General features: G+C 74.1%; 13 protein-coding genes. 7 read left to right on the top strand and 6 right to left on the bottom strand.

The window, feature by feature from the left end; translation table 11 throughout:
• The first annotated feature begins 1,372 nt into the window (after nt 1-1,372).
• From AC07A6_RS01635 to meaB, 4 genes are all read left to right on the top strand, one after another.
• Nucleotides 1,373-2,638, top strand: coding sequence for an ROK family transcriptional regulator (locus tag AC07A6_RS01635; protein WP_478775626.1), 1,266 nt, complete (start codon nt 1,373-1,375; stop codon nt 2,636-2,638).
• Nucleotides 2,639-2,701: 63 nt separating this feature from the next.
• Nucleotides 2,702-4,573 carry a methylmalonyl-CoA mutase family protein gene (locus AC07A6_RS01630; protein ID WP_386270609.1) on the top strand — a complete coding sequence of 624 codons (1,872 nt, stop codon included), beginning with the start codon at nt 2,702-2,704 and terminating at the stop codon, nt 4,571-4,573.
• Between the two features lie 7 nt (nt 4,574-4,580).
• Entirely contained in the window at nt 4,581-6,782 is a 2,202-nt protein-coding gene (gene scpA / locus AC07A6_RS01625) for a methylmalonyl-CoA mutase (protein WP_362461060.1), read from the top strand.
• A gap of 12 nt (nt 6,783-6,794) precedes the next feature.
• Nucleotides 6,795-7,778: a methylmalonyl Co-A mutase-associated GTPase MeaB gene (gene meaB / locus AC07A6_RS01620; protein ID WP_362461057.1), complete on the top strand. Its 984-nt coding sequence runs from the start codon at nt 6,795-6,797 to the stop codon at nt 7,776-7,778.
• A 58-nt stretch (nt 7,779-7,836) separates the two neighbouring features.
• Here the strand turns inward: meaB and AC07A6_RS01615 are convergent, their stop codons facing one another.
• Nucleotides 7,837-8,838, bottom strand: coding sequence for an asparaginase (locus AC07A6_RS01615; RefSeq protein ID WP_362461054.1), 1,002 nt, complete (start codon nt 8,836-8,838; stop codon nt 7,837-7,839).
• Between the two features lie 123 nt (nt 8,839-8,961).
• On the opposite strand from AC07A6_RS01615, the gene AC07A6_RS01610 reads away from it, so the two are divergent.
• Both AC07A6_RS01610 and AC07A6_RS01605 read left to right on the top strand, forming a co-directional pair.
• Nucleotides 8,962-9,411, top strand: coding sequence for an Lrp/AsnC family transcriptional regulator (locus AC07A6_RS01610; RefSeq protein ID WP_042802011.1), 450 nt, complete (start codon nt 8,962-8,964; stop codon nt 9,409-9,411).
• A gap of 145 nt (nt 9,412-9,556) precedes the next feature.
• Nucleotides 9,557-11,389 (top strand): AfsR/SARP family transcriptional regulator, encoded by a 1,833-nt coding sequence (locus AC07A6_RS01605; RefSeq protein ID WP_478775625.1) that lies wholly within the window; start codon nt 9,557-9,559, stop codon nt 11,387-11,389.
• A gap of 101 nt (nt 11,390-11,490) precedes the next feature.
• On the opposite strand, the gene AC07A6_RS01600 is transcribed toward AC07A6_RS01605, so the two are convergent.
• Both AC07A6_RS01600 and AC07A6_RS01595 read right to left on the bottom strand, forming a co-directional pair.
• Entirely contained in the window at nt 11,491-12,051 is a 561-nt protein-coding gene (locus AC07A6_RS01600; RefSeq protein ID WP_478775624.1) for a hypothetical protein, read from the bottom strand.
• Between the two features lie 265 nt (nt 12,052-12,316).
• Complete coding sequence (locus AC07A6_RS01595) at nt 12,317-13,105, bottom strand: 4'-phosphopantetheinyl transferase family protein (protein ID WP_362461045.1); 789 nt, start codon at nt 13,103-13,105, stop codon at nt 12,317-12,319.
• Nucleotides 13,106-13,325: 220 nt separating this feature from the next.
• Between AC07A6_RS01595 and AC07A6_RS01590 the strand changes: the two genes are divergently transcribed.
• Nucleotides 13,326-14,333, top strand: a complete 1,008-nt coding sequence (locus AC07A6_RS01590; protein ID WP_478775623.1) for a TauD/TfdA family dioxygenase — start codon at nt 13,326-13,328, stop codon at nt 14,331-14,333.
• 81 nt (nt 14,334-14,414) lie between these two features.
• On the opposite strand, the gene AC07A6_RS01585 is transcribed toward AC07A6_RS01590, so the two are convergent.
• The 3 genes from AC07A6_RS01585 to AC07A6_RS01575 all read right to left on the bottom strand — a co-directional run bounded on the left by AC07A6_RS01585 (nt 14,415) and on the right by AC07A6_RS01575 (nt 18,653).
• The gene (locus AC07A6_RS01585; protein WP_478775622.1) at nt 14,415-16,976 is read right to left on the bottom strand and encodes an FtsX-like permease family protein; all 2,562 of its coding nucleotides are present in this window, start codon (nt 16,974-16,976) and stop codon (nt 14,415-14,417) included.
• The gene (locus AC07A6_RS01580) at nt 16,976-17,755 is read right to left on the bottom strand and encodes an ABC transporter ATP-binding protein (protein WP_362461037.1); all 780 of its coding nucleotides are present in this window, start codon (nt 17,753-17,755) and stop codon (nt 16,976-16,978) included. Before AC07A6_RS01580 ends, AC07A6_RS01585 begins: the two co-directional genes overlap by 1 nt.
• Before the next feature lie 205 nt (nt 17,756-17,960).
• Entirely contained in the window at nt 17,961-18,653 is a 693-nt protein-coding gene (locus AC07A6_RS01575) for a hypothetical protein (protein ID WP_478775621.1), read from the bottom strand.
• Nucleotides 18,654-19,205: the final 552 nt, after the last annotated feature.

Below are 19,205 nucleotides of genomic sequence, written 5' to 3'. Positions count from 1 at the left end.
CTACGCGATGTCGCTTCGCTCCACCCTTGACCGACCGACCCGAACCGGAAAGCCGAAAGACTGCCGGGAAACCCCCAAAGAAACGGCACGGTCCAGAGCAGAAGGGACGGGTCCGTCAGCAATGAGCGAGGGGCCGGGGGCCGGCCCCGGGCATCCGGGCCCTCAGCAGTCGAGATTCCGAGCCGTGGCCCGGCTACCCGCACGAGAGGCCGATCAGAGCGACCTCCAGACCACCCAAGCGCGACAGATCGCTACGCACTCCTCCCGGCTTGGCGTCCGGCGACCGCCTTGGGCTGATACCCACACCAGAAGACGATCAGAGCGTCCTTGGAGGCATCCAGGCGCGGTAGATCGCTACGCGCTCCTCATCGGTTGGCAGCCGACGGCCGCCTTGGGCTGATACCTGCACGAGAAGACGATCAGAGCGGCCAAGGAAGCCGACAGGCGCAGCAGATCGCTACGCACTCCTCATCGATCGGCGGCCGACGGCCGCCTTGGCCTGACACCCACTCCAGAGAACGAGCAGGGCGGCGCAGGTCGGACGGGCGTCTGGGCCTGGGAGGGGCGGACGAGTGCCTTCGGGGGGCGAATCCGCTCTCTCGCAGGGCCTTTGGGTGCTTCTCGGAGCCTGCGGGTGTCCTTTTCACCCGCAGACTCCGACAGAGGACCATCCCGCCTCACCACAGAGCCCCACAAGCGGATGAAAGGGGCATTCAGGCCTCCAAGGTGACCCACGCCCAGCCCCAGACGGTCGCCGGCCGCCAACCGATGAGGAGCGCGTAGCGATCTGCTGCGCCTGGAGGCATCCCTTGCTGCCCTGTTCGTCCTCTGGTGCGGGTATCAACCCAAGACGGTCGCCAGAAGCCAAGCCGGGAGGAGCGCGTAGCGATCTGTCGCGCTTGGGGGCTCCGTGGGAGGTCCTGATCGGCCTCTCGTGCGGGCTGCCGCGCCCCTGGCACGGAATCAGGGATTTGGGGCCCGGATGCCCGGCGGGCCTGCCCCCGGCCCCTCGCCTGATCCCTGACGGACCCGCTCCTCCAACGTTGGACCGTGCCGTTTCTTTGGGGGTTTCCCGGCAGTCTTTCGGCTTTCCGGTTCGGGCCGGTCGGTCAAGGGTGGAGCGAAGCGACATCGCGTAGCGACGCGACGAAGGAGCGCCCTTGAGGGACCGGCCCGAACCGGAAGGACGATGGGACTGACGGGAAGCCCCCAGACTTCTCTGAGACGGGGCGAGGGGACACCGCCCCCCGCACCCCCGCCCCGCACCCAAGGGGGCGGGTGGGCAACCCCCGCCCCACCCCACCGCCTCGAGGGGGAGATAGCGGGCCCCCACCACACCCCCCGCCCCGCCCCCGCCCGGCATCATCGACCCATGACGAGAATGCCCGGCGACGGCCGGGGGGCCGCCAATGCCGCCTCCGTGTTGCGGACCGTGCTGGACCACGGGCCCGTCGCCCGGAGCGGGATCTCCGGCCTGTGCGGGCTGAGCCCTGCCGCGGTGTCGCGGCAGGCGACCGGGCTGCTGCGGGCCGGGCTGCTGCGCGAGTTGCCCGGGCCCTCGGCGCACGCCGGGTCCGGGCGGCCGCGGGTGCCGCTCGACCTGCACACCGGGGCCGTCGGCGGGCCCGTCGCCGCCGGGCTGCACATCGGGGTGCCCTCCTCCACCTTCAGCCTCGTCGACCTGCGCGGCCGGACCCTGGCCCGCCGCTCCCTCCCCCACCACGCCGGGCGGAACGACCCCGCCCGCATCGCCGCCGCGCTCCGCGCCTTCCTCCGCGAGTCCGGCACCGGCCGCCCCCTGCTCGGCCTCGGCACGGCCCTCGGCGGCTGGGTCCGCCCCGACACCGGGACCGTCGTGCGCCACCCCGCGCTCGACTGGCACCACCGCCCCCTCGCCGACGAGCTCGGCGCCGCGCTCCGGCTCCCCGTACGGGTCGACAACCACGCCCGGGCCGTCGCGGCCGCCGAGATCCTGTTCGGGCACCCGGCGGCCCGCCGCAGCCTCGTCCACCTGTTCATCGGCAACGTCGTCGACGCCGCGTTCGGCATCGAGGGCACCGTCCACCAGGGCCCGGGCTCCGCCGCCGGCGACGTCGCCCACCTCCCCGTGCCGGGATCCGGCGCCGCCTGTGAGTGCGGCCGTACGGGGTGCCTCCAGGCGGCCGCCTCCGACACCGCGCTCGGCGCCGAGGCCGTCCGGCGGGGCATCGTCCCCGATCCGTCGGTCCCCCTCCTCGCCGACGCCGCGGCCGCCGGCGACCCCCGCGCGGACCGCCTGCTGCGCGAGCGCGCCCGGGACGTCGGGCGGGCCGCGGCCCTGCTCCTCGACGTGTTCAACCCGGCGGTCATGGTCGTCACGGAGCTCTCCAGCGTCCTGCACGAGGAGTACCTCGACGAGATCCGCACCGCCGCCCTGGAGCGCTCCCGCGTGTGCGACGACCCCGCCCGGATCGTCGCCCCGCACGCCGGCCCGGCCGTACTCCCCCAGGCCGCCGCGACGGTCCTCCTGGCCCCCCTGTTCCGGGACCCGGCGGGCGGTGTCCCGGCCCCCACCACAGGCCCCGTCCCGGCTCCCACCCCACCTCCACCCCACCCCGACCCCACTCCCGCCCCACCCCCGACCCCACAGCTCATCTGAGAGGGCGAGATCACATCCGGTGGTTCTGGTAACCGTCGAGTAGCCACCCCTAGCATTCGAGCCATGACGGTCCTGCCTGACGACGGGCTCTCCCTGGCCGCCGAATTTCCTGACACGACACACGAGCAGTGGCAACGCCTCGTCGAGGGCGTACTGCGCAAGTCGGGCAAGGAAGTCACCGGCGAGGCAGCGGAAGCAGCACTGTCCACCAAGCTAGAGGACGGGCTCATCACCCGCCCGCTGTACACGGCGCGCCCCGACGCGGACGCCCCCGACACCGGCTTCCCCGGGTTCGCGCCCTTCGTACGGGGCGGCACGCCCGAGGGCAACAGCACCTCGGGCTGGGACGTGCGCCAGCGCATCGCGGGCAGTGATCCGGTACGGGTCAACGAGGCGGCCCTCGCCGACCTGGAGAACGGCACCACCTCCCTCTGGCTGACCGTCGGCCGGCAGGGCGTACCCGCCGGAGCCCTGGGCCGCGCCCTGCAGGACGTCTACCTCGACCTCGCCCCGGTCACCCTGGACGCCGGCGCCGACTACGCCGACGCCGCACGCGCGTTGCTCGCCCTGTACGCGGAGCGCGAGGTGGCTCCCGGAGCCGCCCGCGCCGCGCTCGGCATCGACCCGCTGGGCCACGAGGCCCGCACCGGCGAGGCCCTGGACACCGCGCCCGCCGTGGAGATCGCCCGCGAGGCGGCAGCGTCCTGGCCGGGCGTGCGCGCGCTGACCGTGGACGCCCTGCCGTACCACGAGGCGGGCGGCTCGGCGGCCGAGGAGCTCGGCCTGTCCCTGGCCACCGGCGTCGCGTACCTGCGCGCCCTCACCGGGGCCGGGCTCGGCACCGAAGCCGCCTTCGGGCAGCTGGAGTTCCGCTACTCCGCGACCGCCGACCAGTTCCTGACCATCGCCAAGCTGCGCGCCGCGCGCCGCCTGTGGGCCCGGATCGCCGAGGCCTGCGGCACCCCCGAGGCGGGTGCGCAGCGGCAGCACGCCGTCACCTCGCCGGTGATGATGACCCGCCGCGACCCGTGGGTGAACATGCTGCGGACCACCGTGGCCTGCATGGCGGCCGGCGTGGGCGGCGCGGACTCCGTCACCGTGCTCCCGTTCGACAGCGAGCTGGGCCTGCCGGACGCCTTCGCGCGCCGCATCGCCCGCAACACCTCGACCGTCCTCCTGGAGGAGTCGCACCTGGCCCGGGTGATCGACCCGGCGGGCGGCTCGTACTACGTGGAGCAGCTCACCGACGAACTGGCGCATGCGGCCTGGGAGTTCTTCCAGACCGTCGAGCGCGCGGGCGGCCTGGCCGACGCGCTGCGCTCCGGGCTGGTCGCGGAGCGGCTCGCCGCCACCTGGGCGGCGCGCTCCAAGAAGCTGGCCACCCGCCGCGAACCGGTCACCGGTGTCAGCGAGTTCCCGCTGCTGTCGGAGAAGCCCCTGGTCCGCGAGGCGGCTCCGGCCGCGCCCTCGGGCGGTCTGCCGCGGGTGCGGCGCGACGAGGCGTACGAGGCGCTGCGCGCCCGCAGCGACGCGCACCTGGAGGCCACCGGCGGCCGTCCGCGGATCTTCCTCGCCGCCCTGGGTCCGGCCTCCGCGCACACCGCGCGGGCGACCTTCGCGTCGAACCTGTTCCAGGCGGGCGGCATCGAGCCCGTGCACGACCCGGTGTCGGTCGACGCGGCGAACGCCGCCGAGGCGTACGCGGCGAGCGGCGCGGACGGCGTGGCGGTGCTGTGTTCCTCGGACGCGCTGTACGAGGAGCAGGCCGCTGCGGTGGCCGCCGCCCTGCGCGGGGCCGGCGCGACGACCGTGTTCCTCGCGGGCAAGCCCGGCACCTGTGCCGGCGCCGTGGACGAGTACGTGTTCGCCGGCTGCGACGCGGTCGCCGTGCTGTCCTCCGTACTCGACCGGATGGGAGTCCCCCATGGCCAGTGAGCGCCGTGTGAGCAGCATCCCCGATTTCTCCGAGCTCTCCCTCGGCGCGGCCCCGCGCGGCGCCGGCGAGGACCAGTGGCGTGCCGCGGTGAAGGAGTCCACCGGCACCACCCCGGCCGACCTGCTGTGGGAGACGCCCGAGGGCATCGGCGTGCAGCCGCTGTACACGGGCCGGGACCTGGAGGGCCTGGACTTCCTGCGGACCTACCCGGGTGCGGCGCCGTACCTGCGCGGCCCGTACCCGACGATGTACGTGAACCAGCCCTGGACGATCCGGCAGTACGCCGGTTTCTCCACGGCGGAGGAGTCCAACGCCTTCTACCGGCGCAACCTCGCGTCCGGTCAGAAGGGCCTGTCGGTGGCGTTCGACCTGCCGACGCACCGCGGCTACGACAGCGACCACCCGCGCGTGACGGGCGACGTCGGCATGGCGGGCGTGGCGATCGACTCGATCTACGACATGCGGCAGCTGTTCGACGGGATCCCGCTGGACAAGATGTCGGTGTCGATGACGATGAACGGCGCGGTGCTGCCGGTCCTCGCGCTGTACATCGTGGCGGCGGAGGAGCAGGGCGTCTCGCCCGACAAGCTCGCCGGGACCATCCAGAACGACATCCTCAAGGAGTTCATGGTCCGCAACACCTACATCTATCCGCCGAAGCCCTCGATGCGGATCATCTCGGACATCTTCTCCTTCACCTCGCAGAAGATGCCGCGGTACAACTCCATCTCGATCTCCGGGTACCACATCCAGGAGGCGGGGGCCACGGCCGACCTGGAGCTGGCGTACACCCTCGCGGACGGGGTGGAGTACCTGCGGGCGGGCCAGGGCGCCGGGCTGGACGTGGACGCGTTCGCGCCGCGCCTGTCGTTCTTCTGGGCGATCGGCATGAACTTCTTCATGGAGGTCGCGAAGCTGCGCGCGGCGCGCCTGCTGTGGGCGAAGCTGGTGAAGCAGTTCGACCCGAAGAACGCCAAGTCGCTCTCGCTGCGCACGCATTCGCAGACGTCGGGCTGGTCGCTGACGGCGCAGGACGTCTTCAACAACGTCACGCGCACGTGCATCGAGGCGATGGCCGCGACGCAGGGCCACACCCAGTCGCTGCACACCAACGCCCTCGACGAGGCCCTGGCCCTGCCGACGGACTTCTCGGCGCGCATCGCCCGCAACACCCAGCTGCTGCTCCAGCAGGAGTCGGGGACCTGCCGGTCGATCGACCCGTGGGGCGGCAGCGCGTACGTGGAGAAGCTGACGTACGACCTGGCGCGCCGGGCCTGGCAGCACATCCAGGAGGTCGAGGCGGCCGGCGGCATGGCGCAGGCCATCGACGCCGGCATCCCGAAGCTGCGCGTGGAGGAGGCCGCGGCCCGTACGCAGGCGCGGATCGACTCGGGCCGCCAGCCGGTGATCGGCGTGAACAAGTACCGGGTGGAGAACGACGAGCAGATCGACGTCCTCGTCGTGGACAACTCCTCGGTGCGCGCGCAGCAGATCGCCAAGCTGCGGCGGCTGCGCGAGGAGCGCGACGAGGCGCGTACGCAGGACGCGCTGCGGGCGCTGACGAACGCGGCGGAGCGCGGTGCGGGCCAGGGGCTGGAGGGCAACCTGCTCGCCCTGGCGGTGGACGCGGCGCGGGCCAAGGCCACGGTCGGTGAGATCTCGGACGCACTGGAGAAGGTGTACGGCCGGCACGCGAGCCAGATCCGTACGATCTCGGGTGTGTACCGCACCGAAGCAGGCGAGTCCCCGTCCGTGGAGCGCACCCGTGCGCTCGTCGACCGGTTCGAGGAGGCGGAGGGCCGCCGTCCGCGCATCCTGGTCGCGAAGATGGGCCAGGACGGCCACGACCGCGGTCAGAAGGTCATCGCGACGGCCTTCGCCGACCTGGGCTTCGACGTGGACGTCGGCCCGCTGTTCCAGACCCCCGCGGAGGTGGCCCGCCAGGCCGTCGAGGCGGACGTCCACGTGGTGGGCGTCTCGTCGCTGGCGGCCGGCCACCTGACCCTCGTACCGGCGCTGCGCGAGCAGTTGGCGGAGGAGGGGCGCGAGGACATCATGATCGTGGTGGGCGGTGTGATCCCGCCGGCGGACGTCCCGACGCTGCTGGAGATGGGTGCGACGGCGGTCTTCCCGCCGGGCACGGTCATCCCGGACGCGGCCCACGACCTGGTGACGCGGCTGGCCGCGGACCTGGGCCACGAGCTGTAGGCGGCCGAGCGGATGCCCCCGAAGATCGACATCGACGTGTACGTGAAGGGCGTGCTCGACGGGAAGCGCGCGCACATCGCGCGCGCCATCACCCTCGTCGAGTCCACCCGGGCGGACCACCGGGCCCTGGCCCAGCGGCTGCTGACGGAGCTCCTGCCCCACACGGGCAGGGCGCGCCGGATCGGCATCAGCGGGGTGCCGGGGGTGGGCAAGTCCACCTTCATCGACGCGTTCGGCTCGATGCTGACGGGCCTGGGGCACCGGGTCGCGGTCCTGGCGGTGGACCCCTCGTCCACGCGTACGGGCGGCTCCATCCTGGGTGACAAGACCCGGATGGAGCGGCTCGCGGTCGACCCGGCGGCCTTCGTCCGGCCCTCGCCCTCGGCGGGGACGCTGGGCGGGGTCGCGAAGGCCACGCGCGAGTCGATGATCGTGATGGAGGCGGCGGGCTACGACGTGGTCCTGGTGGAGACGGTCGGTGTCGGCCAGTCCGAGACCACGGTCGCCGGCATGGTCGACTCCTTCCTGCTGCTGTCCCTGGCCCGTACGGGCGACCAGCTCCAGGGCATCAAGAAGGGCGTCCTGGAACTGGCGGACGTCCTCGCGGTGAACAAGGCGGACGGCCCGCACGAGCGCGACGCGAAGGCCGCGGCCCGGGAACTGTCGGGCGCGCTGCGCCTGATGCACCCGGCGGACGCGGCGTGGACCCCGCCGGTGCTGACGTGCAGCGCACGGGAGTCGTCGGGCCTGGACGAGGTCTGGAACCGCCTGGAGCAGCACCGGGTCCTGCTGGAGGCGGGTGGCCGGCTGGCCGCGAAGCGGGCGGCCCAGCAGGTGGAGTGGACCTGGTCGATGGTCCGCGACGAACTGCTGGAGCGCCTGCGCTCGGACCCTGCGGTACGGGAGCTGGCTCCTGCGCTGGAGGCGGCCGTCCGGGCCGGTACGGTCACGCCGACCTCGGCGGCGGACCGGATCCTGGGAGCGTTCGGGGGCTGATCGGGTGCCCCGGCCGGGCCCGTCACCGCGTCGTGCGGGGGCGGGCCCGTCCGCGTTCCTACGCGTCGACCAGGACCGGGTCCGGGGTGCCGAGGGCCGCGCGGAGGGTGCTGGTGCGGGCGGCGGGGTCGGTGGCGGACAGGAGGGCCGCGAGGACGGCGATGCGGGCCTGGCCGGCGCGGAGGGTGCCGGTGGGGACGGCTCCGGCGGCGACGAGGTCGACCGCGCCGCCGTGCGTGTAGATCTCGGTGACCGGGCCGGCGGCGACGCGCGTGGTCAGGGCGACGAGGACGCCCCGGGCGACGGCGGCCCGTACGGCTTCGACGATCTCGGGGGTGGCGTTGCCCGCTCCGGTGCCGATGAGGACGATGCCCTGGGCGCCGGCCTCGACGGCGGCGTTCAGCAGCAGCGGGTCGGCGTCGGCGTGGTGCATGACCATGTCGACGCGCGGGGGCAGCTCGGGCATGGCGGGCAGGGCGAGGGGGGCCGGGCGCTCGGGGGTGCGGAGCACGGCGACCTTGCCGAAGCCGATCTTGCCGAGCAGTTCCTTCGAGGGGTCCGCGAAGGCGTCCAGGGCCACGGCCTGGGTCTTCACGGTGCCGCGGGCGGCGTGGACGCGGCCGGCGAAGGTGATCAGGACGCCGAGCCCGCGCGTGGTCGCGGCGGTGAGGAGGGCGTCGTAGAGGTTGCCGGGGCCGTCGCCGTCGGCGGAGCCCATGGGCAGCTGCGAGCCGGTGAAGACGACGCTGCGCGCGTCGTGGTGGTGCAGGTCGACCAGGAAGGCCGACTCCTCCAGGGTGTCGGTGCCGTGGGTGACGACGATGCCGTCGACGCCGGGGTCGGCGAGGACCTCGTGGACGGTGCGCAGCAGGGTCAGCTGGTGGGCGGTGGTGAGGCGGGGGCTGTTCACGCTGAACAGGTCGACGACCTCGACGCTGACGCCCTCGGGCAGCGGTGCGGTGGCCATGACCTCGCGGCCGTCCGCCTCGGCGGCGAAGCCCGAGCCCATCCACCGGCTGGCTATCGTCCCGCCGGTGCTGATGACGACGATGCGCCCCATGGCCACCCTTCCTTCACGTCTTTCGTACAGATTTTCTGGAGGGGGCAATGATAGTGAGATCTACGCGCAATGCGATTGCGCGTTTGGGCCGAGCCGTAACAAAAGCTGAGCGATAATTGCGTGATGGACGCCATTGACCGTGAAATCTTGCGCGAGCTCCAGCGCGACGGCCGGCTCAGCAACCAGGAGCTCGCCCAGCGCGTGGGCCTCACCCCCTCCCCCTGCATGCGCCGGGTGCGGCAGCTGGAGCAGGACGGGGTGATCCAGGGGTACCGCGCGGTGATCGACCCCGAGGCGGTGGGCCGGGGCTTCGAGGTGCTGGTGTCGGTGGAGGTCCGCCGGGACCGGGACGCCGTCGAGGCCTTCGAGGCGGCCCTGCAGGACATCCCCGACGTGGTGGAGGCCTATCGGCTCTTCGGCAGCCCCGGCTGCCTGCTGCGCATCGCCGTCGCGGACCTGCGCGCGTACGAGCGGCTGTGGATCGAGCGGCTGACGGCCCTCGAAGGGGTCACCGAGGTCAACTCCCAGATCATCATGAAGCGCGTCAAGGACCCCACGGGCCTGCCCGTGTGAGCCGGTACACCCGCCGGCACACCCCCTGCGGCCTGCGGATATCACCGCGGGCCGGGAGGCGCACGGCGAGCGATAACCCTCCAATAAGGCCCCCGCATAGCTTCTGGAATCCAGAACGGATGCTCACACCAGAAGGGGGTGCCGCATGGACTTCCGGCTGCTCGGGCCGATCGAGGCCAAACGGGGAGGCGGCGCTACGATCCCGCTCTCCGGTTCGAAGGTGCACACGGTGCTCGCCGCGCTGCTGCTGTCCGAGGGACGCGTGGTCTCCGATGCACGGCTCAGCGCGCTCCTGTGGGGGTGGGACCCGCCGGCCACGGCGAGCGCGCAGATCTACACGTACATGTCGAGGCTGCGCAAGCACCTCGGCGAGGAGATCGAGATCGTCCGGCGCCAGCCCGGCTACGTGCTGCGGGCGCCCGGGGCGTGGATCGACCTGACCGAGTTCGCCCGGCTCGACCGGCTGGGCCGCGAGGCCCTCGCCGACCGGCGCTTCGAGGAGGCCGGGGCGCTGCTGCGCGACGCGCTGGACCTGTGGCGGGGCACCGCGCTGGCCAACGCGACCGAGCAGATGATCGAGGCGGAGCTGCCCCCGCTGGAAGAGGCGCGGATGATCGCGCTGGAGAGCCGGATCGAGGCCGACCTGGCCGTCGGACGGCACGAGCAGGTGACCGCCGAGCTGACCGGGCTGGTCGCCGAGCACCCCGTACGGGAGCGGCTGCGCGCGCAGCTGATGACGGCCCTGTACCGCTGCGGGCGGCAGGCCGACGCGCTGCACACCTACTACGAGGGCCGCGCGGTCCTCGCCGACCAGCTGGGCGTGGACCCGGGCGAGGCGCTGGGCTCCACCTACCAGGCGGTGCTCGGCGGCGGACTGGGCCTGGCCTCCGCCGCGCCCCCGGCGTCCGCCGCGGAGGGCGCTGCGGCCGCCGCGGCCGCCCCCGCGGGACGGGCCGTGCCCTCGACGCTGCCGGCGCCCTACGGGGAGTTCACCGGACGCGGGGCCGAACTGGCCGCGCTGCGCGAGCGGTTGACCCGGGAGGACGGCCGCCCGCGCCGGCTGCTGATCACCGGCATGGCCGGGGTGGGCAAGACGGCGCTCGCGGTGCGTGCGGCCCAGGACTGCGCCGCGCGCTTCCCGGACGGGCAGCTGTACGTGGAGCTGTGCCACCCCGACGGCACCCCGAAGGAGCCCGCCGAGGTGCTGGTCCGGCTGCTGCGCGCCCTCGGGGAGCCGCCGCCGGCGGCCGCCGCGCAGGATCTGGAGGAGCTGGTGCGGCTGTACCGGACCCGGACCTCGGGCGCCCGGCTGCTGCTGGTGCTGGACGGGGCGGTGGGCGACCGGCAGGTGGCGCCGCTGCTGCCGGGCGGGCCGGAGGCGGCGGTGCTGATCACCGGTCAGGCCCGGCTGGCCCGGGTGGCGGGCGCGGACACCACCGCGCTGACCCCGGTCGACGACGACGAGGCGATGGAGCTGCTGGCCTCGCTGGCCGGCCGGGACCGGCTGGAGGCGGACCCGGACGCGGCCGACGACCTGGTGGCGTACTGCGCGGGGCTGCCGCTGGCCCTGTCGGTGACGGGGGCCCGGCTCGCGGCGCGGCCGCACTGGCCGGTGGCCCGGCTGGCGGCCCGGCTGGCCGATCCGGACGGCCGGCTGGCCGAGCTGGCGTACGGGGACGTGAGCGTGCGCGAGGCCCTGGTGCACTGCGTACGCCGGGTCGGCGGCCCGGAGCTGGCCACGCTGACCGGGCTCGCCGACTGGGACGGGGAGCCGTTCTCCGCCCAGTACGCGGCGCTGGTGCTGGGCACCGCGGAGGAGGAGGCGGAGGCGGCCCTGGACGCCCTGGTGGACGGCGCCCTGATGGAGCTGTCCGGGCTGGACGCCCAGGGCAGGCCGCTGTACCGGTGCAACGACCTGGTACGGCTGCTGGCGGCCTCGCTGACCACGCGGGACGCCTTCCCCTCCGCGGTGCGGTGAACGCGTGGCGGGCCGGGCACCCAGGGGGTGTCGCGAAAGTCCCGTGCCGGGCGCCCTGGGCGCCGTGCGGGACTTTCGCGACACCCCCTACGGGGCGGCGCTCACCAGGAGCTGTGGGAGCGCGGCTGGAAGGTGCCGGCCGGCCGCAGGGCGGGTTCGATGGTCTCCCGGACGATGGTCCACACGTCGCCGACGACCCGCTCGCGCGGCGGGCGCGGCGACCGGGACAGGGCGTCCGCGGCGATGGCCCAGGCGGAGGCGACGGCGGCGGTGGCCCGGACCTCGGCGGAGGGCTTCGCGGCCTTCGCCCGGGCCCGGCCCACGTCGATGCGGAACGCGAGCTCGGCGGCCTGGGCCAGCTGGACCTCGCGGATGAGCCGGGTGACGGGGAGCGCGAAGACGGCGGGCGAGAGCGGGTGTTCGTAGACCCGGCGGACCCAGGTGGAGAAGCGCAGCCGCTCCCGCTCCTCCCAGCCGCCGCGTGCGGCCGGGCCCGGGTCGTCCTGTTCGACGGCCTCCGCGATGTGGGCGAAGTAGGCCTCCAGGTCCTCGGCGGTCAGGCCCAGGAGGGTGGTGCCGGCCGGGGCCTGGGACGCGGGGCGGCCGGGGGCGGAGTGGGCGGCGATCAGCTCTTCCACGGGGAAGAAGGACTCGATGGTCATGGCTCTGCGGGCCTTTCGCTGAGGCGGTACCGGGGCGGTCCGGCGGGGACGGGGTGCGGGTGCGCGGCGGGCGCGGGTGCGGGTGCCGATGCGGGTGCGGGTGCGGGTCCTGATGCGGGTGCGGCCGCGGCTGCGGGCGCTGGTTCGGGTGCGCGCACTGGTTCGGGTACGTGCACTGGTTCGGGTACGGACGCCGGCGCGGCTTGGGGTACGGGCGTCGGCCCGGGTACGGGCACGAGCGCTGGTGCTGGTGCGGTGCGCCGGTTCAGGCGGCCGTCGGCCGGTCGGTGTGGTGGTGGACGGGGCCGTGCGCGGCGGGTCCCGCCGGCCGGGCCAGTGCCACCGCGACGCCGTCGAACACCCGGAGGTCCTCCACGGTCCAGGCGGTGGTCCGGCCGCGGTGGGTGTGGGTGACCCGGACGGGTCCGGTGCGGGCCGGATGGGTTTCCAGCAGGCCGAGTTCGACCCCGGACAGGCCGAGGCCGGTGGCCTTGACCACGGCCTCCTTCCGGGTCCAGATCCGGTGGAAGGCCGCGTCCCGTCCGGGCCCCTGGGGCAGGGCGGCCAGGTGGGCGCGCTCGGCGGGGGTCAGGTCCGGGTCGGTGGTCGCCGAGCGGCGTACGGGGCGCAGGGCCTCGGCGTCGATGCCGATCGCGGGGCCGGCGCCGAGCGCGAAGACCCCGCAGCCGTTCGTGCGGCTCATGCTGAGGGCGAGCGGCACCGGCGGGACGACCAGCCGGGGCGGGCCGTGGCTGCCGTCGCCGCAGCCGGGACAGCCGTCCCGGCCGAGGGCGACGTCCCGGGGTTCGAGGCGGAACAGCTCCCCGAGTGCCCGGCGGGCGGCGGCGCGGGAGCGGACGAAGGCCGCGGCGTCGCGTTCCGCGGGCAGGGACAGCGCCCGCCGGAACTCCTCGGTGTCCAGCAGCGGCAGGTCGGCCGGATCGGTGTTCTCGGGCGGACGCCACCACCAGACGTGGGCCTCCCCCTGGGCGCCCAGGGCGCCGGCCGCGGCGACCGCCGCGGCGTGGGCCGGGTCCTCTTCCCTCAATGCCATGAATTCCTCCCCTCTTTCTCCCCCGTCGAACGGTGCGGGAACTGCGGCCGGCCGGCGGATTTCGCCGGGGACAAAGCCGCCCCATAAGCATTCGGCGGGCAACTATGTCCCGCCTATACCTATTTCCGCTGCCCGTTCGGGAGTGTTTTCCATAGGAATGTGATAGGGCGCGTCCGGAAACTGACTCGGGTCAAGGCTCATCTACCCCGAGGAATTCTTCATGCCAAGGACGCGAGAGCACACCCTTACCCTTCCCGTGACCGGTACGACGCCGGACGCCATCACCCTCACCGACGCCGAGCGCGACGAGCTGATCGCCCTGGCCTCCGCCGTGCTGGCGGCCGGCCCGGCACTGATCGACGAGCCGGCCTGGCTGGACACCGTCCGGGACGCCTCGGCGATGCTGCCCCGCCGGATCCTCTCCGAACTGCGCCGGTTCCGGCACGACGCCGGACCGGACGCGGTGCTGCTGCTGCGCAACGTGCCGGTGGTGGCGAGCGACCCGCTGCCGGAGACGCCGAGCGTGCCCGGTTCCGTGGAGCGGGTGCCGGCCGTGGCGTCGGCCCTGGTCACGGCGGCGATGATGCAGCTCGGCGAAGTCATCGCCTACCGCAGCGAGAAGACCGGCGCCCTGGTGCAGAACGTCGTGCCGGTGCCGGGGAGCGAGAATTCCCAGAGCAATGCAGGATCGGTTCTGCTGGAACTCCACGTCGAGAACGCCTTCCATGACAACAAGCCCGACTACGTGGGGCTGCTCTGCGTGCGCGAGGATGCGACGGGCGACGCGAAGCTGTGCACGTCCTCGATACGGCGGGCGCTCCCGCTGCTTTCCGAGCGCACGGTCGCGGTACTGGCCGCGCCCCGGTTCCTGACCGAGCCGCCGCCGTCCTTCGGCGACCTGAATTCCGTCACGCCGGCGCACCCCATCCTGGTCGGGGACCTCGAGGACCCGAACATCCTGGTGGACTTCGCCGCGACGCACCCGCTGGACGACGAGGCCGCGGCCGCCATGGGCGAGCTGCGCGAGGCGCTCATGCGGACGATGTCGGCGCTGGCGCTGCGGGTCGGCGACCTCGCCGTGGTGGACAACCGGCTCGCCGTGCACGGCCGGACCTCCTTCACCCCTCGTTACGACGGCCAGGACCGCTGGCTGCACCGGGTGTACGCGCACCTGGACCACCGGCGCAGCCGGGTGGACCGCAAGGGCGGCGGGGCGGTGCTCAACTGAGGACGAGGACCGGACCGCACGCACCGAAGGCCGGAGGGCCGGCCCCCGCGAGGGGGGCCGGCCCTCCGGCCGTGGCGGCCGCTACTGGCGCGAGCCGATGACGTCCGCGGGGCGGCCGGCCAGGGCGAGCCGGCCCGGGACCAGCGTGGCCAGGGCGGTGAGCACCGCCGCGAAGCCGAGCACCCCGAGGTACATCCAGGGGTCGATGGACGGGGACGCGGAGCCGGTCATCCCGACGCTGAAGGCGGTGAGCACCGCGAAGGCGATGCCGGTGCCGAGCACCGCGGAGATGATCACGACCAGGGCGGACTCGATGCGGAGCATGCCCATCACCTGCCGGCGGGTGGTGCCGACGAGCTGGAGCAGGGCGAACTCGCGGATCCGGTCGGAGACCGACATGGCCAGGGTGTTGACCACGGCGATCGCGGTGAAGGCGATGATCAGGCCCATCGCCACGTAGTTGACCTCGGCGTTGGACTGCTGGACCTCGGCCTGCAGGTCCTCGACCTGGCCGCGGTCGAGCACACCGACGCCGGGCAGCGCGCCGACGGCCTTCTGCAGCTCGGCGCGGCCGGGGCCGCCCTCGCCGGCGGTCTTGACCAGCAGGGAGGAGGCGAGCGGGTTGTCGACGTGCTTGACGACCAGTTCGTGGGACATCGTCAGGTCGCCGAAGCCGAGCCCGCGGTCGTAGACGGCCGCGACGTTCAGCTCGGTCTCGGTGCCGTCGCCGAGGGTCAGCTTCAGCTTGTCCCCCGGCTTCTTGCCCAGGTTGTCGGCGGCGACGTCGCTGAGGGCGACGGACTGCGGTCCGAAGCCGTCCAGGGTGCCGGCGCTGACGCCCGGGTCCCAGGTGTGGGTCAGGCCCTGCGTGGACACGCCCTGGGCCGGGTACTTCTCCAGGCCGACGCGCACGGAGGTGCGTACGACCTCGGTCACCGCCGTGACGCCGGCGACCCGGCGGAGGCTGTCCGCGGCCTGAGCGGGCACGCCGGGGCCGGCCGAGCCGACGACCCAGTCGGCCTTGTTGCCGGCCTTGGCCTGGGCGGTGGCCGCCGCGCCCATGGTGGTCTGGACGAAGAACACCGTGCAGGCCATGCCGATCAGCAGGGCGAGCGGGGTGACGGCCGCGGACAGCCGCTTGGTGTTGGCGCGGGCGTTGGCGGTGGCCAGGTAGCCGCCGACCCGGGAGGCCCTGAGCGGGACCCCGAGGACGGCGACCGCGATCCGGGCGATCAGCGGGCCGAGCAGCGACACCGCCACCGCGAGGACCACGACCGACAGGAAGGTCACCGGGGTGGAGGCCGGTTCGCTGCGCAGCACCGAGAGGACCGCGAGCAGGACGATGCCGCCGGCCAGGAAGGCGGCGCCGGCGCCGAGCCGGCCCCAGGCGAAGTTCCGCTGCTCCATGGCCGCTTCGGACAGGGCCTCGGCGGGGCGGATGCGGGCGGTGCGGCGGGCCGAGATGCGGGCGGCCGCCCAGGCGCCCAGCAGGGCCGCGCCGATCGCCGCGAAGAACGGGAAGACGCTGAAGGTGACTTCGAGGGTGTCGGGGATCGCCTTGAAGCCGACGAACTTGCCGTGCAGCCAGTAGGCGATGGGCAGGCCGGTGACCGAGCCGAGCACACCGGCGAGGGCGCCGACGATCAGTGCCTCGCGGCCGATGAGCTGGCGGACCTGCTTGGGCGTCGCCGCGATGGCGCGCAGCAGGGCCAGTTCGCGGTAGCGCTGCTGGATCGACAGGGCGAAGGTGCCGACGACGACGAGGATGGCGACGAGCAGCGAGGTGCCGCCGATGGCGCCGCCCATGGAGACCAGCTTGATGCGGGCCTTGGCTGCGTCGAGGAACTCGACCGGGCCGCGCTCGCCGCCGGTGACCACCTGGGCGGTGGTGCCGTCGAGGGCCTTCTTCACCTGCTGGGCGAGGTCCCCGGCGGACACGCCGGGCTTGGCCAGCACGCCGACCACGGCGACCTGTCCGGCACGGCCCGAGAGCCGTTCGGCCTCGGAGTCCGAGAAGAAGAGGGAGGTCTGCTGTTCCAGGTCGCCCCCGGCTGGCGCGGCGATGCCGCTGACGCGGTACTTGCGCGGAGAGCCGGTGGCCTGGACGGTCAGTTCGGTGCCGGGCTTGATGCCGGCCCGGCGGGCGAGTTCACGGTCGACGACGACCTCGTCGGCGCCGGCCGGGGGCGCGCCCTCGGACAGGGTGAAGGGGGTCAGGGCCGCGGAGGTCCAGGAGTGGCCGTAGGAGGGCTTCCCGTTGACGCCCTGGACGACCTGCCCCTTGGGGCCGACCGCGTAGGCCGGGAAGGTGACCTCGGGCAGGGCGGCCTTGACGCCCGGCAGCGAACCGAGGGTGGCGGCGGTGTCGGCGGGCAGCCAGACGCGCTCGCCGAGCGGCTTCTCCTTCTCCTTCGTCTTGGTCTTGTCGCCCTTGTTCTTGACGGTGACCTGGTGGACGTTCTGGTCACCGCCGACGATCACCGGGGCACCGGCGTAGCGCTCGGTGCCGATCTCTCCTCTTAAACCCGTCTCCAGGAGGATGCCGCAGGCCGTGACGAGCGCGGCCGCGCAGAAGAGGGCGAGGAAGGCCCCGATGAAGCCGCCCTTGCGGGCGCGCAGGGTCTGCAGGGCATAGCGCAGCATCAGGCCCACGCTCCCAGGTGGGTCATGCGGTCGGCGACGCGGTCGGCGGTGGGGGCGTGCATCCGGTCGGCGATGCGGCCGTCGGCGAGGAAGAGGACGGTGTCGGCGTAGGAGGCGGCGACCGGGTCGTGGGTGACCATGACCACGGTCTGGCCGGTCTCGTCCACGCAGGACCGCAGCAGGGAGAGGATCTCCTTGGCGGTCACCGTGTCGAGGGCGCCGGTGGGCTCGTCGCCGAAGATGACGTCGGGGCGGGTGATCAGGGCGCGGGCGATGGCGACGCGCTGCTGCTGGCCGCCGGAGAGTTCGGCGGGCCGGTGGGTGGCGCGGCCGCCGAGGCCCACGCGGGTGAGGATCTCCTCCAGCCAGGCCGCATCGAGGCGCTCGCCGGCCAGGCGGAGCGGAAGCTCCACGTTCTGGCGCACCGACAGGGCCGGGATGAGGTTGAAGGCCTGGAAGACGAAGCCGATGCGCTCGCGGCGCAGCTTCGTCAGCTGGGTCTCGTTCATCCCGCCGAGTTCGGTGTCTCCGATGAAGGCCTTGCCGCTGGACGGCTTGTCGAGGCCGGCCGCGCAGTGCAGGAAGGTCGACTTACCGGAACCGGAGGGTCCCATGACGGCCGTGAACGAGCCGCGTTCGATGCCGACCGAGACCCCGTCCAGGGCGCGTACGCCGCGACCGCTCTTTCCGTACTCCTTCACGACCCCGTCCAGGCGCAGCGCGAACCCGGGGGATCCGGTGCTGCTCTGCCCACGGAGGCTGTTCGTCTGGGTCCGCATGCGCGACCAGTCCTTCCCATGCGTTTGAGGGGGGTTTGTCAGCAGCCCCATCCGCCCAAGCCGGCGGATGCAACACGCCGATCCTTGAGGGCGGGTCTATATTCCCTCTACGCGAGAAGGCCCCGGGCGCGGGTTTCCGGCCGGGGGCGGTGCCCTCCGGCCGGAAACCTGCGGTCCGGGGCCGTTCGGTCGGCGGGGAGGGCGGTCAGCGGGGGCGGCGGCCGCGGGTGAGGCGGTACGCGAGGGCGGCGAGGGTGGCGGCGGCGCACAGGGCGTAGCAGGCGACGACCCAGCCGGCGGGGGTGCGGCCGGCGCCGAGTCCGTGGACCAGGCCGGCGGCCCAGCCGGCGTACGCGGCGCCGTGCAGGACCCGGAAGGGGCGGATCCAGCGGCGGGTGGCGAAGACGCCCCGCCACAGGCCGGTGAGCAGGGCGAGGACGAAGAGCTGGGCGGCCAGGGTGCCGAGGTCGACCAGGAGGTCCCCGCTCCCCCAGCCGAGTACGGCGTCGGCGGCGCCGATCTTCTGCCCGGCGACCTTGACGCCGATGTGGACGAGGAGGAAGCCGACGCCGGCCAGGCCGGCCGCGCGGTGCAGGAGCTGGGCGAACTGCCGCTGGGCCGGGGTGAGTACGTCGCGGAAGACGGTGGCGAGGCCGAGCATCACGGAGCCGGAGAGCGCGACGAGCGCGAAGACGCCGGCCATCCGGTCCAGGAACTCCTGGACGGCGCCGCCGGCGAGGGGGCCCGCGCACAGCAGCAGGGCGACGACGAGCAGCCCGCCGGTGACGGCCGCGGCCCCGGGGGCGGGGGTGTGCGGGGGCCCTGGCCGGGCGGGGGCGGGGGCGGGGGCGGCGGGTGCGGGGGCCGGGTCGGCGGTGCGGGTGGCGGACTGGGCCATGGGGAGCTCCGGGAAGGGTCGGTCCTCCGTGCGGGGAGGCGGGGTCTGCCGGTCGGGCCCGGCGGCCGGTCGGTTCGGGTCGGGCGGGCGGGTCGGCCCCGGGGCCGGATCCCGCTGCGCGGGGCTGTCCCCTACCCGCCCTTCCACCGTTCCCTGGGGCTCCGCCCCAGACCCCGCGCCTCAAACGCCGGCGGGGCTGGATAGGCCGGCCGGCGCCTGGCGGGCTGGAGTGCGCGCAGCGCAGTTCCAGCCCCGCCGGCGATTGAGGCGCGGGCGCGGTAGCGCCGTGTCCTGAGCCGCACCGGCGTGCAGCGCCGGACGACCGACCCCGGGGCGGAGCCCCGGACCCGGTGGAGCCGCGCCGGCGACTGAGGCGGGAACGGTGGAAGGGCGGGGAGGGGCGAGCCCCGCGCAGCGTCCGGCCCGCGGGCCGGCCGGAAGGCGGGGCCCGGGGCCGCGTCTCGCCCCGGGGGCCGGGGCCGGGGCCCCCGGGGGCTGGAGCCGGGTCCCCGGGGGCCGGAGCCGGGTCCCGGGGGCCGGAGCCGGGCCCCG

It is taken from the genome of Streptomyces sp. NPDC044002, assembly GCF_056434525.1.
Note: the sequence above shows the minus strand (reverse complement) of the source record. Positions and strands in the feature narration are given on the sequence as shown.

What these genes read in the sequence shown, in the direction of transcription:
- AC07A6_RS01610 (WP_042802011.1), top strand. Translation starts at nt 8,962, where the DNA reads ATGGACGCCATTGACCGTGAAATCTTGCGCGAGCTCCAGCGCGACGGC.
- AC07A6_RS01630 (WP_386270609.1), top strand. Translation starts at nt 2,702, where the DNA reads ATGACGGTCCTGCCTGACGACGGGCTCTCCCTGGCCGCCGAATTTCCT.
- AC07A6_RS01595 (WP_362461045.1), bottom strand. Translation starts at nt 13,105, where the DNA reads ATGGCATTGAGGGAAGAGGACCCGGCCCACGCCGCGGCGGTCGCCGCG.
- AC07A6_RS01600 (WP_478775624.1), bottom strand. Translation starts at nt 12,051, where the DNA reads ATGACCATCGAGTCCTTCTTCCCCGTGGAAGAGCTGATCGCCGCCCAC.
- AC07A6_RS01635 (WP_478775626.1), top strand. Translation starts at nt 1,373, where the DNA reads ATGACGAGAATGCCCGGCGACGGCCGGGGGGCCGCCAATGCCGCCTCC.
- AC07A6_RS01575 (WP_478775621.1), bottom strand. Translation starts at nt 18,653, where the DNA reads ATGGCCCAGTCCGCCACCCGCACCGCCGACCCGGCCCCCGCACCCGCC.
- AC07A6_RS01585 (WP_478775622.1), bottom strand. Translation starts at nt 16,976, where the DNA reads ATGCTGCGCTATGCCCTGCAGACCCTGCGCGCCCGCAAGGGCGGCTTC.
- AC07A6_RS01590 (WP_478775623.1), top strand. Translation starts at nt 13,326, where the DNA reads ATGCCAAGGACGCGAGAGCACACCCTTACCCTTCCCGTGACCGGTACG.
- meaB (WP_362461057.1), top strand. Translation starts at nt 6,795, where the DNA reads ATGCCCCCGAAGATCGACATCGACGTGTACGTGAAGGGCGTGCTCGAC.
- AC07A6_RS01615 (WP_362461054.1), bottom strand. Translation starts at nt 8,838, where the DNA reads ATGGGGCGCATCGTCGTCATCAGCACCGGCGGGACGATAGCCAGCCGG.
- AC07A6_RS01605 (WP_478775625.1), top strand. Translation starts at nt 9,557, where the DNA reads ATGGACTTCCGGCTGCTCGGGCCGATCGAGGCCAAACGGGGAGGCGGC.
- AC07A6_RS01580 (WP_362461037.1), bottom strand. Translation starts at nt 17,755, where the DNA reads ATGCGGACCCAGACGAACAGCCTCCGTGGGCAGAGCAGCACCGGATCC.